At 69.3% G+C, this 15,278-nt stretch carries 16 protein-coding genes; 11 read left to right on the top strand and 5 right to left on the bottom strand.

The window, feature by feature from the left end; genetic code table 11:
• The first annotated feature begins 84 nt into the window (after positions 1 to 84).
• From ACZ5WC_RS31720 to ACZ5WC_RS31695, 6 genes are all read left to right on the top strand, one after another.
• Positions 85 to 1,236 (top strand): Gfo/Idh/MocA family protein, encoded by a 1,152-nt coding sequence (locus ACZ5WC_RS31720; protein ID WP_468544054.1) that lies wholly within the window; start codon positions 85 to 87, stop codon positions 1,234 to 1,236.
• The gene (locus tag ACZ5WC_RS31715; RefSeq protein WP_468544053.1) at positions 1,233 to 2,387 is read left to right on the top strand and encodes a dihydrodipicolinate synthase family protein; all 1,155 of its coding nucleotides are present in this window, start codon (positions 1,233 to 1,235) and stop codon (positions 2,385 to 2,387) included. Before ACZ5WC_RS31720 ends, ACZ5WC_RS31715 begins: the two co-directional genes overlap by 4 nt.
• Positions 2,384 to 3,217 (top strand): sugar phosphate isomerase/epimerase family protein, encoded by an 834-nt coding sequence (locus ACZ5WC_RS31710; protein WP_468544052.1) that lies wholly within the window; start codon positions 2,384 to 2,386, stop codon positions 3,215 to 3,217. Before ACZ5WC_RS31715 ends, ACZ5WC_RS31710 begins: the two co-directional genes overlap by 4 nt.
• Positions 3,218 to 3,452: 235 nt before the next feature.
• A complete protein-coding gene (locus ACZ5WC_RS31705) occupies positions 3,453 to 3,599 on the top strand; it encodes a hypothetical protein (RefSeq protein ID WP_468544051.1) in 147 nt (48 codons plus the stop codon).
• Between the two features lie 200 nt (positions 3,600 to 3,799).
• Positions 3,800 to 4,681, top strand: a complete 882-nt coding sequence (locus ACZ5WC_RS31700) for a lysozyme (RefSeq protein WP_468544050.1) — start codon at positions 3,800 to 3,802, stop codon at positions 4,679 to 4,681.
• Positions 4,682 to 4,798: 117 nt separating this feature from the next.
• Entirely contained in the window at positions 4,799 to 5,446 is a 648-nt protein-coding gene (locus tag ACZ5WC_RS31695; RefSeq protein WP_468544049.1) for a peptidoglycan recognition protein family protein, read from the top strand.
• 157 nt (positions 5,447 to 5,603) lie between these two features.
• Here the strand turns inward: ACZ5WC_RS31695 and ACZ5WC_RS31690 are convergent, their stop codons facing one another.
• The 3 genes from ACZ5WC_RS31690 to ACZ5WC_RS31680 form a co-directional block, all read right to left on the bottom strand.
• Positions 5,604 to 5,906, bottom strand: coding sequence for a hypothetical protein (locus tag ACZ5WC_RS31690; RefSeq protein WP_468544048.1), 303 nt, complete (start codon positions 5,904 to 5,906; stop codon positions 5,604 to 5,606).
• Positions 5,907 to 6,329: 423 nt separating this feature from the next.
• Positions 6,330 to 6,554 (bottom strand): DUF397 domain-containing protein, encoded by a 225-nt coding sequence (locus tag ACZ5WC_RS31685; RefSeq protein WP_468544047.1) that lies wholly within the window; start codon positions 6,552 to 6,554, stop codon positions 6,330 to 6,332.
• The gene (locus ACZ5WC_RS31680) at positions 6,541 to 7,365 is read right to left on the bottom strand and encodes a helix-turn-helix domain-containing protein (protein ID WP_468544046.1); all 825 of its coding nucleotides are present in this window, start codon (positions 7,363 to 7,365) and stop codon (positions 6,541 to 6,543) included. The genes ACZ5WC_RS31685 and ACZ5WC_RS31680 overlap by 14 nt, the downstream gene beginning before the upstream one ends.
• 150 nt (positions 7,366 to 7,515) lie before the next feature.
• On the opposite strand from ACZ5WC_RS31680, the gene ACZ5WC_RS31675 reads away from it, so the two are divergent.
• Positions 7,516 to 7,839, top strand: coding sequence for a hypothetical protein (locus tag ACZ5WC_RS31675; protein ID WP_468544045.1), 324 nt, complete (start codon positions 7,516 to 7,518; stop codon positions 7,837 to 7,839).
• Positions 7,836 to 8,195 carry a hypothetical protein gene (locus tag ACZ5WC_RS31670; protein WP_468544044.1) on the top strand — a complete coding sequence of 120 codons (360 nt, stop codon included), beginning with the start codon at positions 7,836 to 7,838 and terminating at the stop codon, positions 8,193 to 8,195. Before ACZ5WC_RS31675 ends, ACZ5WC_RS31670 begins: the two co-directional genes overlap by 4 nt.
• A 14-nt stretch (positions 8,196 to 8,209) precedes the next feature.
• On the opposite strand, the gene ACZ5WC_RS31665 is transcribed toward ACZ5WC_RS31670, so the two are convergent.
• Positions 8,210 to 9,868: an MFS transporter gene (locus ACZ5WC_RS31665; protein WP_468544043.1), complete on the bottom strand. Its 1,659-nt coding sequence runs from the start codon at positions 9,866 to 9,868 to the stop codon at positions 8,210 to 8,212.
• A 150-nt stretch (positions 9,869 to 10,018) separates the two neighbouring features.
• Here ACZ5WC_RS31665 and ACZ5WC_RS31660 point away from each other — a divergent pair, with 150 nt between their 5' ends.
• The 3 genes from ACZ5WC_RS31660 (at position 10,019) to ACZ5WC_RS31650 (ending at position 14,359) form a co-directional block, all read left to right on the top strand.
• The gene (locus ACZ5WC_RS31660; RefSeq protein ID WP_468544042.1) at positions 10,019 to 10,567 is read left to right on the top strand and encodes a MarR family winged helix-turn-helix transcriptional regulator; all 549 of its coding nucleotides are present in this window, start codon (positions 10,019 to 10,021) and stop codon (positions 10,565 to 10,567) included.
• Positions 10,568 to 10,620: 53 nt separating this feature from the next.
• Positions 10,621 to 12,846 (top strand): SF1B family DNA helicase RecD2, encoded by a 2,226-nt coding sequence (gene recD2, locus ACZ5WC_RS31655; protein ID WP_468544041.1) that lies wholly within the window; start codon positions 10,621 to 10,623, stop codon positions 12,844 to 12,846.
• 214 nt (positions 12,847 to 13,060) lie between these two features.
• Positions 13,061 to 14,359 (top strand): citrate synthase, encoded by a 1,299-nt coding sequence (locus ACZ5WC_RS31650; protein ID WP_096632892.1) that lies wholly within the window; start codon positions 13,061 to 13,063, stop codon positions 14,357 to 14,359.
• Positions 14,360 to 14,846: 487 nt separating this feature from the next.
• On the opposite strand, the gene ACZ5WC_RS31645 is transcribed toward ACZ5WC_RS31650, so the two are convergent.
• Positions 14,847 to 15,278, bottom strand: a 432-nt coding sequence (locus tag ACZ5WC_RS31645) for an HAD-IC family P-type ATPase (protein ID WP_468544040.1), incomplete at its 5' end; no start/stop codon positions are given.

Below are 15,278 nucleotides of genomic sequence, written 5' to 3'. Positions count from 1 at the left end.
CGGCCCCCTCTTGTCCGGCCGCTGTCGGCAGGCTAGCGTCATCTCGGATAGAAAGCGCTTGCTACGCGGTATGGAGGGGACTTCGTGACACGCAGGACAGTGCGCATCGCCATGAACGGCGTCACGGGACGCATGGGATACCGGCAGCACCTGGTGCGTTCGATCCTCGCCATCCGCGAGCAGGGCGGCCTGGATCTCGGCGAGGGCGAGGTGCTGTGGCCCGAGCCGGTGCTCGTCGGCCGCCGCGCCCACGCCCTGGAGGAACTGGCCGAGCGCCACGGCCTGACCGAGTGGTCCACCGACCTGGACGCGGTCCTCGCGGACGACACGGTCGACATCTACTTCGACGCCCAGGTCACCCCGGCCCGGGTGGAGGCGATCAAGAAGGCGATCGCGGCGGGCAAGCACGTCTACACCGAGAAGCCGACCGCCACGGACGTCGAGGGGGCCCTCGACCTGGCCCGCCTCGCCCGGGAGGCGGGCATCAGGCACGGCGTGGTCCAGGACAAGATCTTCCTCCCGGGGCTGCGCAAGCTGAAGCGCCTGATCGACGCCGGCTTCTTCGGTGAAATCCTCTCCGTCCGGGGAGAGTTCGGCTACTGGGTCTTCGAGGGCGACTGGCAGGCGGCCCAGCGCCCGTCCTGGAACTACCGCGCGGAGGACGGCGGCGGCATCGTCGTCGACATGTTCCCGCACTGGGAGTACGTGCTCCACGAGCTGTTCGGCCGGGTCACCTCCGTGACGGCGCACGTCCACACGCACGTCCCGCGGCGCTGGGACGAGCACGGCAAGCCGTACGAGGCGACCGCCGACGACGCCGCATACGGCATCTTCCAACTGGCGGGCGGGGCGGTCGCGCAGATCAACTCCTCCTGGGCGGTCCGGGTCAACCGCGACGAGCTGGTCGAGTTCCAGGTCGACGGCACGCACGGCTCGGCGGTGGCAGGCCTGCGCAACTGCCGTGTACAGCACCGCTCATCAACCCCGAAGCCGGTCTGGAACCCCGACCTCCCGGCCACCGAGTCCTTCCGCGACCAGTGGCAGGAGATCCCGGACAACCAGGAGTTCGACAACGGCTTCAAGGCGCAGTGGGAGCTGTTCCTGCGCCATGTGGCGCAGGGCGAGCGGTACACCTGGGACCTGCTGGCCGGGGCCCGGGGCGTCCAACTCGCCGAACTGGGCCTGAAGTCGTCCGCCAGTGGCCGCCGCTTCGAGGTGCCGGAGCTGACGCTGTGACGGCTGCTGTTCCCCTGCCCCAGGGCTCGTACACCCCGCGTGCCACCCCGCTGGACCTCACGCCGGCAGCGCTGCCCCCCACCTCCCGTACGGTCTTCTCGGCGGCCCATGTCGTCGCCGACCCGTACGCCGACATCGGCCCCGACGGTCCGGCGGCCCTCGACTGGGACGCCACGCTCGCCTTCCGCCGCCACCTGTGGGCGCACGGCCTCGGCGTGGCGGAGGCGATGGACACCGCACAGCGCGGGATGGGCCTGGACTGGGCGGGCGCTGCCGAACTGATCCGCCGCTCGGCGGCTGAGGCGAAGGCGGTGGGCGGCAGGATCGCGTGCGGCGTCGGCACCGACCAGCTGCCCGACGGCGGTACGCCCACCCTGGCCGAGGTCACTTCGGCGTACGAGGAGCAACTCGCGCTCGCCGAGGAGAACGGCGTACAGCCGATCCTGATGGCTTCCCGCGCGCTGGCCAGGGCGGCGAGCGGCCCGGACGACTACCTCGCCACCTACGCCCGCCTCCTGCGCCAGGCGACCGAACCGGTGATCCTGCACTGGCTCGGCCCCGTGTTCGATCCGGCCCTGGAGGGCTACTGGGGCAGCGACGACCTCGACGAGGCGACGGACACCTTCCTGAAGGTGATCGCGGAGCACCCCGACAAGGTCGACGGCGTCAAGATCTCCCTCCTGGACGCGGCCCGCGAGATCGACGTCCGCCGCCGCCTCCCGGGCGGGGTGCGCTGCTACACGGGTGACGACTTCAACTACCCGGAGCTGATCGCGGGCGACGAACGCGGCTTCAGCCACGCCTTGCTGGGCGTCTTCGACCCGCTGGGTCCGTTGGCGGCGCACGCGGTACGGGCACTGGACAGGGGCGACACCGAGGCCTTCCGCGCCCTGCTCGACCCCACGGTCGAGCTCTCCCGCCACCTCTTCCGGCCGCCGACCCGCTTCTACAAGACCGGCGTGGTCCTCCTGGCCTGGCTGGCCGGTCATCAGGACCACTTCACGATGGTGGGCGGCCTCCAGTCGGCGCGCTCGCTGCCGCATCTGTCGAAGGCGTACGAACTGGCCGACGGTCTGGGCCTGTTCCCGGACCCGGAATTGGCCGCACACCGTATGCGAGCGCTGCTGGCGGTCCACGGAGGCGCACGATGAACGATCAGCTCTCCCGCCTCTCGCTCAACCAGGAGACCATCAAGCAGTGGTCGTTGCCCGAGCTGGCGGAGGGCTGTGTCAAGGCGGGCATCGGCAAGGTGGGCCTGTGGCGGGCGCCGGTCCAGGCGTACGGCGTCGAGCGCACGGCGGCCCTGATGGCGGACGCGGGCCTGGCCGTCACCAGCCTCTGCCGGGGCGGTTTCCTCACCGCCCCGGACCCGGCCGGGCGGGTCCGCGCGCTGGACGGCAACCGGGCGGCCCTGGACGAGGCGGCGGCGCTGGCCACCGACACCCTGGTGCTGGTCTCGGGCGGCCTCCCGCCGGGCAGCCGTGACCTGTACGGGGCACGCGAGCGGGTGGCGGACGCGCTGGCCGAACTCCTCCCGTACGCGGCCGAACGCGGCGTACGCCTGGCGATCGAACCGCTGCACCCGATGTTCGCCTCGGACCGCTGTGTGGTCTCCACCCTCGCCCAGGCCCTGGACCTCGCGGAACGCTTCCCGGCCGAGCGGGTGGGGGTCGTCGTCGACACCTACCACCTCTGGTGGGACGACCGCGCCCCGGAGCAGATCGCCCGTGCGGGGGCGAGGGGCCGCATCCACGCCTTCCAGCTGGCCGACTGGATCACCCCGCTGCCGGCGGGGGTGCTGCTGGGCCGTGGGCAGCTGGGCGACGGAAGCGTGGATTTCCGCTCGCTCCGCCGACAAGTGGAATCGGCCGGGTACGGCGGTCCGATCGAGGTGGAGATCTTCAACGAGGAGCTGTGGGCCCGTGACGGGGCGGAGGTGCTCGCGGAAGTGATCGGGCGCTATGTGCAACATGCCTGCTGAGAGGTCCGATCCGAGCCGAAGGTAAAGAGATCGCAAAGGGCTGCAACCTTTGGTCGGCCTCCCGGGTCACACAGGGCGTCGGGACTTCCGGGGAGGGGTCCGGGGGGAACGGGAAGGCCCGACGGGAGGGGAAAGCGAGGGGGGTCCGGCCGCGAGGCCGGGCCCCGTTTCGCTGTAGTCCTCTCCGCTGTCGTCCTCGTACGCGCGGCCCCCGTATCCGCAAGGCCTCCTGTGCGTGGCTGCCGCTGTAGTCGCGCAGGGTGGACACGGTCATCAGCCCGGGGTCCTGTGCGGCCTTGTCCCCGAGTCGGTCGACGGCCTGGCGGGGGAGGTCCCGGACTGGGAGGGCACCGGGTCGCAGCCCTTCATGCCGTACAGCTGACTTCCCCACGCCGGCGGCCTTCAGAAATGAAAATTCTCGCCGCTCCGGCACGTCTTCGCAGATGAGGAGGGGCGTCACAGGTCTACACCAAATGGACTCTTTACGCCCTTTCCCGTCCGTGCGTTACTCATGACATGTCCATGGCGCTCGATAACGGAGTGCCCTGGATCTCTTCCTCGTCAACGTGCCCGGAGGTGGCTATGCCCGCGTACCGTTCTCCGTCCCGCCGAATCAAGAGATCCCGAGGGGCTTTACCGGCCGTCGCACTCGGCAGTGCCGTGGCACTGATCCTGACCGGTACGGGCGCGGCCGCCGCCGCGCCGCCCGCACCCGACAAGCCGGTCCGCTCCGGGCAGGCGTGGATGGGTGCGGGCACCCGCATCGAGCAAGGGCCCGCGTCCTCGGCGGCGGGCGGGGTCACACCGATGGACACCAGCGGCGTCCAGGGCATCGACGTCTCCCACTGGCAGGGGGCGATCAACTGGGGTTCGGTGAAGGCCGCGGGCATCGACTTCGCCTATATGAAGGCCACCGAGGGAACGAGCTTCAAGGACAGCCGCTTCAACGCGAACTACACCGGCTCCTACAACGCCGGTCTGATCCGGGGCGCGTATCACTTCGCCCGCCCCGACATCTCCAACGGGTCCACCCAGGCAGGCTACTTCGCGAGCAACGGCGGAGGATGGTCCAAGGACGGCAAGACCCTCCCCGGTGTGCTGGACATCGAGCACAACCCGTACGGCGCCATGTGCTACGGCCTCTCCACGACCCGAATGCGCACGTGGATCAACGACTTCTACAACACGTACAAGGCGCGCACCACCCGGGACGTCGTCATCTACACGACAGCCAGCTGGTGGAACACCTGCACCGGCAACTGGACCGGCATGGCCACCAAGTCCCCGCTGTGGGTGGCACACTGGGGCACCAGCAGCCCGAACATCCCGAACGGCTTCCCCACCTGGACGATCTGGCAGTACACGGCGACCGGCCGGGTCAACGGGGTCTCCGGCGATGTGGACCGCAACAAGTTCAACGGGAGCTTCGCCCGGCTCCAGGCCCTCGCCGGCAACACGGCGTAGCGGCCCAGCCCTTCGCGGCGGCCGGGTAAGTCCGTCCCGTCCACGGCGCACCCGGCCGCCGTCCCCGCCGCCCCCCTTGGCCGCCGGGCCGGAACGACCACACACCAGGAGCTCGCCGTGAACCTTCCGCAGCCGTCCCGTCGCCACGTCCTGCTCGCCGGTGCGGGCGGCCTGGCCGCCGTCGCCTTACCGGGTACGGCCCACGCCCTCGGCACCGTCGAACCGGACATCGACAACACCTCCCAGTGGAACGCCCGCCCGCCCCAGGGCCCGGTGAGCCTGGTGGGAAAGCGGCCCACCATGATCATCGTGCACCACACGGTCAGCGCCAACACCTCCGACTACTCCCGCGCCCAGGCCCACCGCCACGCCCACTGGGTCCAGGACCTGCACATGGACAAGAACGGGTGGACCGACACCGGCTACCACTTCCTCATCAGCCGGGGCGGCTGGATCACCGAGGGCCGCCACCACAGCCTCAGCACGCTGCGCAGCGGCAGCGACTTCGTCCAGGGCGCGCACACCTCCGGCCAGAACGGCGCGGGCATCGGCATCGCCAACGAGGGCGCGTACCACGACGGCGCGCAGCCGCCGCAGGCTCAGTGGGAGGTCCTGGTGGTGCTCTGCGCGTACGTCTGCGAGCAGTACGCCATCGCACCGACCCGCATCTACGGCCACCAGGACTTCGGTGACACCCTCTGCCCGGGCGTGCTGCACGACAAACTGCCGCGACTGCGCAGCGAGGTCGCGGCGAGCATGGGCTGAGCGCGGGGCGTAGGCGAACAGGCGGCGAGGGTGCCTCGCGTGTCTCGCGTGCCTCGTGGGACGACTGCCTGAGACGCGCCTCGGTGCGGACTTCTCCGACGTGCGCCTTCACAACGACGCCGCTGCGAAGGCTTCCGGGTGCGGTGGCCGTCGATCTTCACCGGGGCGCACTCCGCTGTGGTCCCTGCTCCGTGGCGTACTCGCGCAGCGCCTTGGCCGGGTCGTCCCCCAGAACATTCGCGAGGTGTCTCACGGCCCCGGACGAGGAGCAGGGCCCCTTGTCGGACAGCAGGTTCTTGAAGTACATGGAGACGAAGTACAGCGTGAGGTCTTCGAACCGCCCGCTGAACTCCCACCGCTTCCACTCGTAACGCCTGTTGAACTCGCAGCCCCAGTAACTGGTGCGTACCCCGCGGTAGCTGACGACGACGAAGGAGAAGTCGTAGCGCCATTTCGTCACTACACGCGTCTTACGGCAGGGACGCCAGGTACACCATCCCCAGTACCGTTCCTCGATCTCGACTTGCTCGGGCATGGCTACCGCCCTCCGGTAGGAACACCTCCGGCGAAGCGGGTGCCCGGGACTGCGGCGTTTGCTGGTCAGCCGCGCTCGGAGACCCGCCAAACACACAGTTCGTCTTCTTCTTTCTACGCCGCCACCCGGCACCCGGCAACCGGGCCGGACGGGAGCCTCGGGCACCGACGAGGGGCTCGCGCAGGCTTCCGTCCCGGCCGACCGGTGAGATGGTCTTCGCCGTGGAAACTCGCGGCAGGCCAGGCCGCTGTAAACCTCTGCTCAACTCCTCGACCCGCGTGTCGAGACCTCGTCCGCCCATGCGTCCCCCGCCGTCCGCGGTCGGTGTGACAGGGAAGTTCCTGTTCTTCAGACGGGGAACTCGCCGCTCCTGATCGCGGTGACGAAGGAGGACCAGCCGTCGGCGGAGAAGACGACGGCGGGACCGTCGGCGGCCTTGCTGTCACGGACGGGGACAGCGGCGTGGCCGAGCGCGACCTCAAGGCACTCGCCCTGGTTCCCTCCGCTGTGGCTGGACTTGAACCAGCCGGTGAGGGTGGACGCGTCCGGAACGCTCCGCCTACTGGTGACCATGTTCGTGCTCCTCCGCTGCGGCCCGCACGCGGGCCACCGAATCCTGGTGCGACAACGCATCGCCCAGAGCGAGATCGTAGGCCGTGCGGCTGGACGCGACCAAGCGTGGATCATCCATCAAGTTGCCCGTCTGGAAGGCTTCGACGTACGCCACCGGAGCGGAGTCGGCGAAGCTCAGCAACGTCAGCAGGCTCTGCTGGAGCGAATGGGCCCCGGCCTCGAACGGCACCACGTGCAACCGCAGCCGCCCGGCCTCGGCCATGTCCGCGACCTTCCGCAGCTGCTTGGCCATGACCTGCGGACCGCCGACCCGACGGCGCAGCACCGCCTCGTCCAGCAGAGTCCACACCACGGGATTCGTGGGCCCGTCGAGCACGCGGGCACGCTCCGTTCGAATGACGACCTCCTTGTCAATGTCCTCCTTCCGGTGGTTGGGCCGGTACGCCTCGAACAACGCTCGTGCGTAGTCGTCCGTCTGCAACAGCCCGGGTACGAGTGTCAGGGCGAACTGCTGGATGAGCACAGCCTGCTGCTCCAACTCCGCGACAGCGGCGAAGCTCTTGTCGTATTTCGTCTCCAGATCCCGCAGCCACCGCTCGAAGAACCCGTCCGTGCCCAGCGCCTGGTCGATCCGGCGTGCGTCCTCTGGGCCAGGCAGCCGCCGTCCCGCCTCCCAGTGACTGATGAGGGTCGGCGAGCAGACGACCATCTCACTCAGGGCCTCCTGAGTCAGCCCCGCCGCGATCCGCCGCAGCCGCAGTTCCTCGCCGTACTTCTGCCTCGGCGTACGCGGCCCGTGCTTCGTTCCCATGCAGTCCAACTCCCCGTCTTGACGGACGCGCTGTCATCCCGGACCCCCTGGCAGCGTAGCGACCTCCGACCTCACTCTGTGATGGGTTCGCTACGCAAAGACAGCGACGCCCCGCATCTCCACGCCAACCCTGAGAAAGCAGGCCCCCCCATGAAGCACGCCCTCGCCCGGCTCCTGAAGCCGGTGCTGCGCGTCCTGACCCCCGCATCGCGCCAACGACACCCGCTGGGCACGTACGCGTACGTCCACCCCTACTCCTGCGCCTACGTCGGCGGCCCGACCTCCTACCGGACCGGTGAGCGTCCCCCGCGCGGCGAGGACAGCCCGCTGGTGCGCCCGTACTTCGTGGCGCACGAACGGCGGGTGGCCGAGGAGCGCGCGGCCCAGGCGCGGCGGCGGCGCATCCGGCGCGGCGGACTGCTGGTCACCGTGCGGGGCGTGGACGTCGGTCGTGTGACGGGGGGCGTGGCATGAGGACGAACAGCGAACTCACCGAAGGCCGGCCGATGCGGCTGCTGCCATGGACGGGCACGGGCGGGAAGCCCTGTTACGTCGTGGGGGACGGCACCGGTTACGTGTCGCGGAAAGCTGACGAGGTCGAGAGCATCCAGCTCGACATGGCGGACGAACTGCTCGGCCATGCCGCCGATCTGCTGGCCGACGGCAGTGCCACCGGGCCGCAGATTCACTTCCTCGCCGGCCGGCTGACCGAGTCGCTGCACCAGGTCGTGCGCGTCGCGGAGAGCCGTGGCGCGCGGCTCGACGCGATCGAGCCGCACCGGCCCGGACTCCGCATGGCTGAAAGCGAACCGGACGAAGACGCTCCATGAGCGGGCGGTCGGCCTCACCGTGGGGTCTTCCCCGCCTCGGACTCCACCCGCGCCTCCGGCCGGGCTGCCGTACGTGCCGAACGAGCCCCCGGCGACATGAACAGCGTCGCCGCCAGTGCCAGGAGCAGCAGCCCCGCGCAGACGTACCCGGAGACCTGGACGCCGACTGCCATCGCCTCGCGGGCCGCCTCCGCCGCAGATGCCGTACGCGGCTCCGAGGCGAGGGTGTCGATCACCGATCCGGCGCTGTCCGTCACGACCCCGCCGATCCGTTCCGCTTCGTCCGGTGCGACTCCGTCCCGGGTGAGCCGGTCGGTCATCCCGGACGTCAGTGTGCTGAAGAACAGTGTGGTCAGTAGGGCGATTCCGAGGGCCGACCCGAGCTCGCGGGCCGCGCTCTGGATGCCCGACGCCTGGCCTCCGCTCCGTTCCGGTACGTCCACGAGGACGATGTTGGTGACCTGCGCCGTGGCGAAGCCGACGCCGATTCCGTACACGAACAACGCGAGGGCGATGAGCCACCAGGAGCTGTCCGTCGACGCGATCAGGGCCAGCGTCGTCAGCCCGGCGGCCTCCAGGGCCAGGCCGATCCGGACCTGTGCGAGCGCGGACACGGTCGCCGCCATCGGGAAGCTCGCCCCGGAGGCGGCGAAGCTGCCGGCGGCCAGGGCGGCGAGGGCCAGGCCCGCCTCGAACGCGCTGTAGCCGAGGGCGAATTGCAGCCAGAGCGGTAGCACCGCGATGATGCCGAACTCGCCGAGGCCGACCATCAGCGTCACGAAATTGCCGTTGCGGAACGAGCGGATGGAGAACAGCCCCACGTCCATCAGCGGCTCGTCGCCCGCGCGGCTCAGCGCGGCCTGCCTGCTCCAGAACACACCCAGGGCCAGTACGGACAGGAGCAGGGCGACGAACACGGGCGAGAGCCCGCCGCTCCAGGAGATGCCTCCGGCCTCCAGCGGCTTGGTCGTCATCAGCCAGCCGTACGTGCGCCCCTCGATCAGGACGAAGGCGAGAAGGCCCAGGCCCGCCGCCGACAGCACCGCGCCGACGCCGTCGATCCGGCCCCGGGTGCGGGGCGACACGTCCAGGTACCGGAGCACCCCCGCCACGATGAGGGCGACCAGCGGAATGTTGATGCCGAAGGCCCAGCGCCAGGAGATGTCAGCGAGCCATCCGCCCAGCAGCGGGCCCACGGCCGCCGCCGCACCGATGGTCGAGCCCCACACGGCGAACGCCTGGGCCCGCGCCCGCCCGGTGAACGTGGCGTTCAGCAGGGCCAGTGAGGTGGGCAGCATCATGGCCCCGCCGACGCCCTGGACGAACCGGGCGAGGATCAGCAGGACGCCGCTGGGGGCCAGCGCGGCCAGCAGGCTCGTCGCGCCGAACACGGCGAGGCCCAGCAGGAAGATCCGGCGTGCGCCGTAGAGGTCGCTGAGGCGGCCGGTGACCAGGAGAAGCGCCGCGAACGTGATCGCGTACGACTCCTGGATCCACTGGGCTTCCGAGGATCCGATGGAGAGGTCCTCGATGATCGGCGCGAGGATCACGTTGACGATCGTCAGGTCGACGACGATCAGGGCCACGCCGAGCGCCACGGCGACGAGGCCGAGCCACTGGCGTGCTGTGGGCGGGGTTTCTGGGCTTTCCGGGGTTTCCGCTGGTTCGGGCACAGTGCTTCGACTCCCCATGATTGCTTTGCCGTAAAGATAGATGCCTTTGTCGCAAAGTTAAATGCAGCGAGGTAGGTTGTCAAAGCAGGTGGTGGGAGACGTGGCCGGAGGGCCCGCGGCGGATCCGGCAGAGAGAGTGGGGCAGCGCCGATGGTGAACGGGCACGGGACGGACGGCGACGGGAACAGGGACGGCAACGGCTCTGCCGGCCGCGAGGCCGTGCGGGTCGACCGCGTCATGGACGGACTGCGCGCCTTCGGGGCCAACTACACCGAGTTCACGCGCCGCTTCGCGACCTGGCTCGGGCTGCACTCCACCGACGCCGCCGCCCTCGTGGAGATCCTCTACGCGGAGGACCAGGGCAAACCCCTGTCACCGGCCCGGCTCAGCGAGCGCGTCTCCCTCTCCTCCGGCGCGACCGCCATCCTCCTCAAGCGGCTCGAACAGGCAGGACATATCGTCCGCACCCGCGAGAGCACCGACCGCCGGGTCGTGACCCTGCGCAGCAGCCCCGACATCCGGCCGCGCGCCGAGGCGTTCTTCGGCCCGTACACCGAGCGCATGGCCGAGGCGATGTCGGCGTACTCGCCGCAGGAGATCCAGCAGTTCGAGGACTTCCTCGGCGGGCTGCGCTCCACCATGGACACCCTGCTGGCGAATGAATACCGGGACGGCGGGCCCGGCCCCCGTACTCCGTGACGGGGCCCGGGGCCGCGAACCGCCCTGTCAGTGCCAACCGGTAGCGTCGGTGCATGTCCAACATGGCCGTCCTCGAAGGGGTCCTGGAGCGGATCACGTACGCCAACGAGGAGAACGGGTACACCGTCGCCCGCGTCGACACCGGGCGCGGAGGCGGTGACCTCCTCACGGTGGTCGGTGCGCTGCTCGGTGCGCAGGTCGGTGAGTCGCTGCGGATGGAGGGCCGTTGGGGCTCGCACTCCCAGTACGGCAAGCAGTTCACCGTCGAGAACTACACCACCGTGCTGCCCGCCACCATCCAGGGCATCCGCCGCTACCTCGGCTCCGGGCTGATCAAGGGCATCGGGCCGGTGATGGCCGACCGGATCACCACCCACTTCGGCGTCGACACCCTCGACATCATCGAGAACGAACCGAAGCGCCTCGTCGAGGTCCCCGGCCTTGGCCCGAAGCGCACGAAGATGATCGCGGCCGCGTGGGAGGAACAGAAGGCGATCAAGGAGGTCATGGTCTTCCTCCAGGGCGTCGGCGTCTCCACCTCCATCGCCGTCCGCATCTACAAGAAGTACGAGGACGCCTCGATCTCCGTCGTGAGGAACCAGCCCTACCGGCTGGCCGCCGACGTCTGGGGCATCGGCTTCCTGACCGCCGACCGGATCGCCCAGGCGGTCGGCATTCCGCACGACAGCCCCGAGCGTGTCAAGGCCGGGCTTCAGTACGCGCTGTCCCAGTCCTCCGACCAGGGGCACTGCTTCCTCCCCGAGGAACGGCTCATCGCGGACGGCGTGAAGCTGCTCCAGGTCGACACCGGGCTGGTCATCGAGTGCCTGGCCGAGCTCGCCGCCGACCCGGAGGGTGTCGTACGGGAGAAGGTGCCGTCACCGGAGGGGGGTGAGCCGGTCACCGCCGTCTACCTGGTGCCGTTCCACCGGGCCGAGCTGTCGCTCGCCGGGCAGGTGCGGCGGCTGCTGAACACCGGCGAGGACCGGATGCCCGCTTTCCAGGACGTGGACTGGGACAAGGCGCTGGCCTGGCTCGCCACGCGTACGGGGACCAGCCTCGCGCCCGAGCAGGAGGAGGCCGTACGGCTCGCGCTCAGCCGGAAGGTGGCCGTCCTGACCGGCGGGCCCGGCTGCGGGAAGTCGTTCACCGTCCGGTCCATCGTCGAGCTGGCCCGGGCGAAACGGGCCAAGGTGGTGCTGGCCGCGCCCACGGGTCGCGCCGCCAAGCGGCTCGCCGAGCTGACCGGAGCCGAGGCGTCCACCGTGCACCGGCTGCTCGAACTGAAGCCGGGCGGGGACGCGGCGTACGACCGGGACCGGCCGCTGGACGCCGATCTGGTCGTCGTCGACGAGGCATCCATGCTCGATCTGCTGCTCGCCAACAAGCTCGTCAAGGCCGTGGCACCCGGTGCCCATCTGCTTCTCGTGGGTGACGTCGACCAGCTGCCCTCGGTCGGTGCGGGGGAGGTGCTGAGCGATCTGCTCGCGGACGGCGGCCCGGTCCCGGCCGTGCGCCTCACCCGGATCTTCCGCCAGGCCCAGCAGTCGGGTGTGGTCACCAACGCGCACCGGATCAACGCCGGCCGGCCCCCGCTCACCGAAGGACTGAGCGACTTCTTCCTCTTCGTGGAGGACGAGACGGAGGACGCGGGCAAGCTCGCCGTGGACGTGGCGGCCCGTCGCATTCCGGCCAAGTTCGGCCTCAACCCCCGCCGTGACGTGCAGGTCCTCGCGCCGATGCATCGCGGTCCGGCCGGTGCGGGCCACCTGAACGGGCTGCTCCAGCAGGCCATCACCCCCGGCCGCCCCGACCTCCCCGAGAAGCGGTTCGGCGGCCGGGTCTTCCGCGTCGGCGACAAGGTCACCCAGATGCGCAACAACTACGACAAGGGCGAGAACGGCGTCTTCAACGGCACGGTCGGCATCGTCACCGCCCTCGACGTGGACGCACAGACGCTCACCGTCCGCACCGACGAGGACGAGGAGATCGGCTACGACTTCGACGAGCTGGACGAGCTGGCCCACGCGTACGCCATGACCATCCACCGCTCCCAGGGCAGCGAGTATCCGGCCGTCGTCGTCCCCGTCACCACCAGCGCCTGGATGATGCTCCAGCGCAACCTCCTCTACACCGCCGTGACCCGGGCCAAGAAGCTGGTCGTGCTGGTCGGGTCCCGTAAGGCGATCGGCCAGGCGGTCCGCACGGTTTCCGCAGGCAGACGCTGTACGGCACTGGATTTCCGGCTCCGGGGCGGCTCAGGAGAAGACTTCTCGTGACCCCTACACAAAAATGATCGATCAAATCGGTGGGAAACATCACGGAGGCCTTCCGGAACCGGAGTCAAGGGGGCAGGATGAGTAAGTTGGCGGCACTCAGTGCCGTCAGTAGGTCCAATGGACGACCCCGAGTGCACTCTCCTGAGCCGAATGGGGGAGGGTGGAGACAGTCAGGGCACCTCGAAGAAGAGGCACTACGTCGGTGAGGGATGACGTGAGCGAGCACACCAACAACGCTGTAGTACTGCGGTACGGCGATGACGAGTACACCTACCCGGTGATCGACAGCACCGTCGGCGACAAGGGCTTCGACATCGGGAAGCTTCGGAGCAATACCGGCCTGGTCACGCTGGACAGCGGATACGGCAACACCGCCGCCTATAAATCCGCCATCACGTACCTCGACGGTGAGCAGGGCATCCTGCGCTACCGCGGATACCCGATCGAGCAGCTCGCCGAGCGCTCGTCGTTCCTTGAGGTCGCGTACACGCTGATCAACGGTGACCTGCCGAAGGTCGACGAGCTGGCCGCCTTCAGGAACGAGATCACCCAGCACACGCTGCTGCACGAGGACGTCAAGCGGTTCTTCGACGGCTTCCCGCGCGACGCCCACCCGATGGCCATGCTGTCCTCGGTCGTCAGCGCGCTGTCCACGTTCTACCAGGACAGCCACAACCCGTTCGACGAGAAGCAGCGCCACCTCTCGACGATCCGCCTGCTGGCGAAGCTGCCGACGATCGCCGCGTACGCCTACAAGAAGTCGATCGGGCACCCCTTCGTCTACCCGCGCAACGACCTCGGGTACGTCGAGAACTTCCTGCGCATGACCTTCTCGGTCCCCGCCCAGGAGTACGAGCTGGACCCGGTCGTCGTCTCGGCGCTGGACAAGCTGCTCATCCTGCACGCGGACCACGAGCAGAACTGTTCGACCTCCACCGTGCGTCTGGTCGGCTCCTCGCAGGCGAACATGTTCGCCTCGATCTCCGCCGGCATCTCGGCGCTGTGGGGCCCCCTGCACGGTGGCGCCAACCAGTCGGTGCTGGAGATGCTGGAAGGCATCCAGGCCAACGGCGGCGATGTCGACTCCTTCATCCGCAAGGTGAAGAACAAGGAGGACGGCGTCCGCCTGATGGGCTTCGGCCACCGGGTGTACAAGTCCTTCGACCCGCGCGCCAAGATCATCAAGGCTGCCGCCCACGACGTGCTGTCCGCGCTCGGCAAGTCCGACGAGCTGCTCGACATCGCGCTCAAGCTGGAGGAGCACGCGCTCTCCGACGAGTACTTCGTCTCGCGCAACCTCTACCCGAACGTGGACTTCTACACCGGTCTGATCTACCGGGCCATGGGCTTCCCGACCGAGATGTTCACCGTGCTCTTCGCGCTCGGCCGCCTTCCGGGCTGGATCGCCCAGTGGCACGAGATGATCAAGGAGCCGGGTTCCCGCATCGGCCGCCCGCGCCAGATCTACACCGGCGAGGTCCTGCGTGACTTCGTCCCGGTCGAGGGCCGCTGACCCGGAGCTCTCTCCCGCACCACCCGGCCTCTTCGGCCGACTGCCTTCGCCCCGCGTACCGCGCTTCGCACAGAGCGCGGTGTCCGGGGCGATTCGGCGTTCAGGCTGAAGGGGTGCGGCGAAGGGGAGGCGCTGAGGGTGCTGAGCGTGCGAGAAACGCCCCGCCGCCGATCCCCCCACGGGTCGACGGCCGGGGCGCTTCCCATATCCCGGAGCGGATTCCCCCCACGGGATCCGGCCGGGCGTCTGTAGGGAGCCGAGGCTCCCGTTGTTCTGTTGTGCTGCCGTCTGCCGGGGTACGTACGCACGGGAGGGCCGCTCAAAGCTCCCCGGTGCACGTGCCCCGGCCAACGCTTGCCAACAGGAGCGTCCCCCAAGACACTCCATCGGACGTCCCCCAAGACATCCTTGGCATCGCACTCTAAGACTCACGAACCCACCGGATGGTTACCCCGAATGCGGTGTGATCTAAATCTCTTTGTGGAAGTTACGTGAAGGCACGCAACCGTAGGCTGTTCGTGACGACGAACACGGACGAAAACGCCATGGCGGCTCCCGCGATCATAGGGTTGAGCAGGCCACTTGCAGCCAGGGGCAAGGCCGCGACGTTGTACCCGAAGGCCCAGAAGAGGTTGCCCCTGATGGTGGCCAGAGTACGCCTGGAGAGGCGGATTGCGTCAGCCGTCACCTTGAGATCTCCACGAACCAGGGTGAGGTCGCTCGCCTCGATCGCCGCATCCGTCCCGGTGCCCATCGCCAGCCCCAGGTCCGCGGTGGCCAGAGCCGCCGCGTCGTTGACGCCGTCCCCGACCATGGCGACGACCCGGCCCTCGGCCTGAAGGCGCTTGACCACGTCGACCTTGTCCTGGGGCATGACCTCCGCGTACACCTCCTCGATGCCGACCTCGGCCGCGACCGT

This window comes from Streptomyces sp. NPDC033165 (assembly GCF_055577965.1).
This window is presented reverse-complemented; position numbering and strand designations above follow the sequence as displayed.

Bases quoted from the DNA above. Each gene is read 5' to 3' on its own strand.
- ACZ5WC_RS31680 (WP_468544046.1), bottom strand. From the start codon at position 7,365: ATGGGAACGAAGCACGGGCCGCGTACGCCGAGGCAGAAGTACGGCGAG.
- ACZ5WC_RS31660 (WP_468544042.1), top strand. From the start codon at position 10,019: ATGGTGAACGGGCACGGGACGGACGGCGACGGGAACAGGGACGGCAAC.
- ACZ5WC_RS31710 (WP_468544052.1), top strand. From the start codon at position 2,384: ATGAACGATCAGCTCTCCCGCCTCTCGCTCAACCAGGAGACCATCAAG.
- ACZ5WC_RS31675 (WP_468544045.1), top strand. From the start codon at position 7,516: ATGAAGCACGCCCTCGCCCGGCTCCTGAAGCCGGTGCTGCGCGTCCTG.
- recD2 (WP_468544041.1), top strand. From the start codon at position 10,621: ATGTCCAACATGGCCGTCCTCGAAGGGGTCCTGGAGCGGATCACGTAC.
- ACZ5WC_RS31685 (WP_468544047.1), bottom strand. From the start codon at position 6,554: ATGGTCACCAGTAGGCGGAGCGTTCCGGACGCGTCCACCCTCACCGGC.
- ACZ5WC_RS31670 (WP_468544044.1), top strand. From the start codon at position 7,836: ATGAGGACGAACAGCGAACTCACCGAAGGCCGGCCGATGCGGCTGCTG.
- ACZ5WC_RS31700 (WP_468544050.1), top strand. From the start codon at position 3,800: ATGCCCGCGTACCGTTCTCCGTCCCGCCGAATCAAGAGATCCCGAGGG.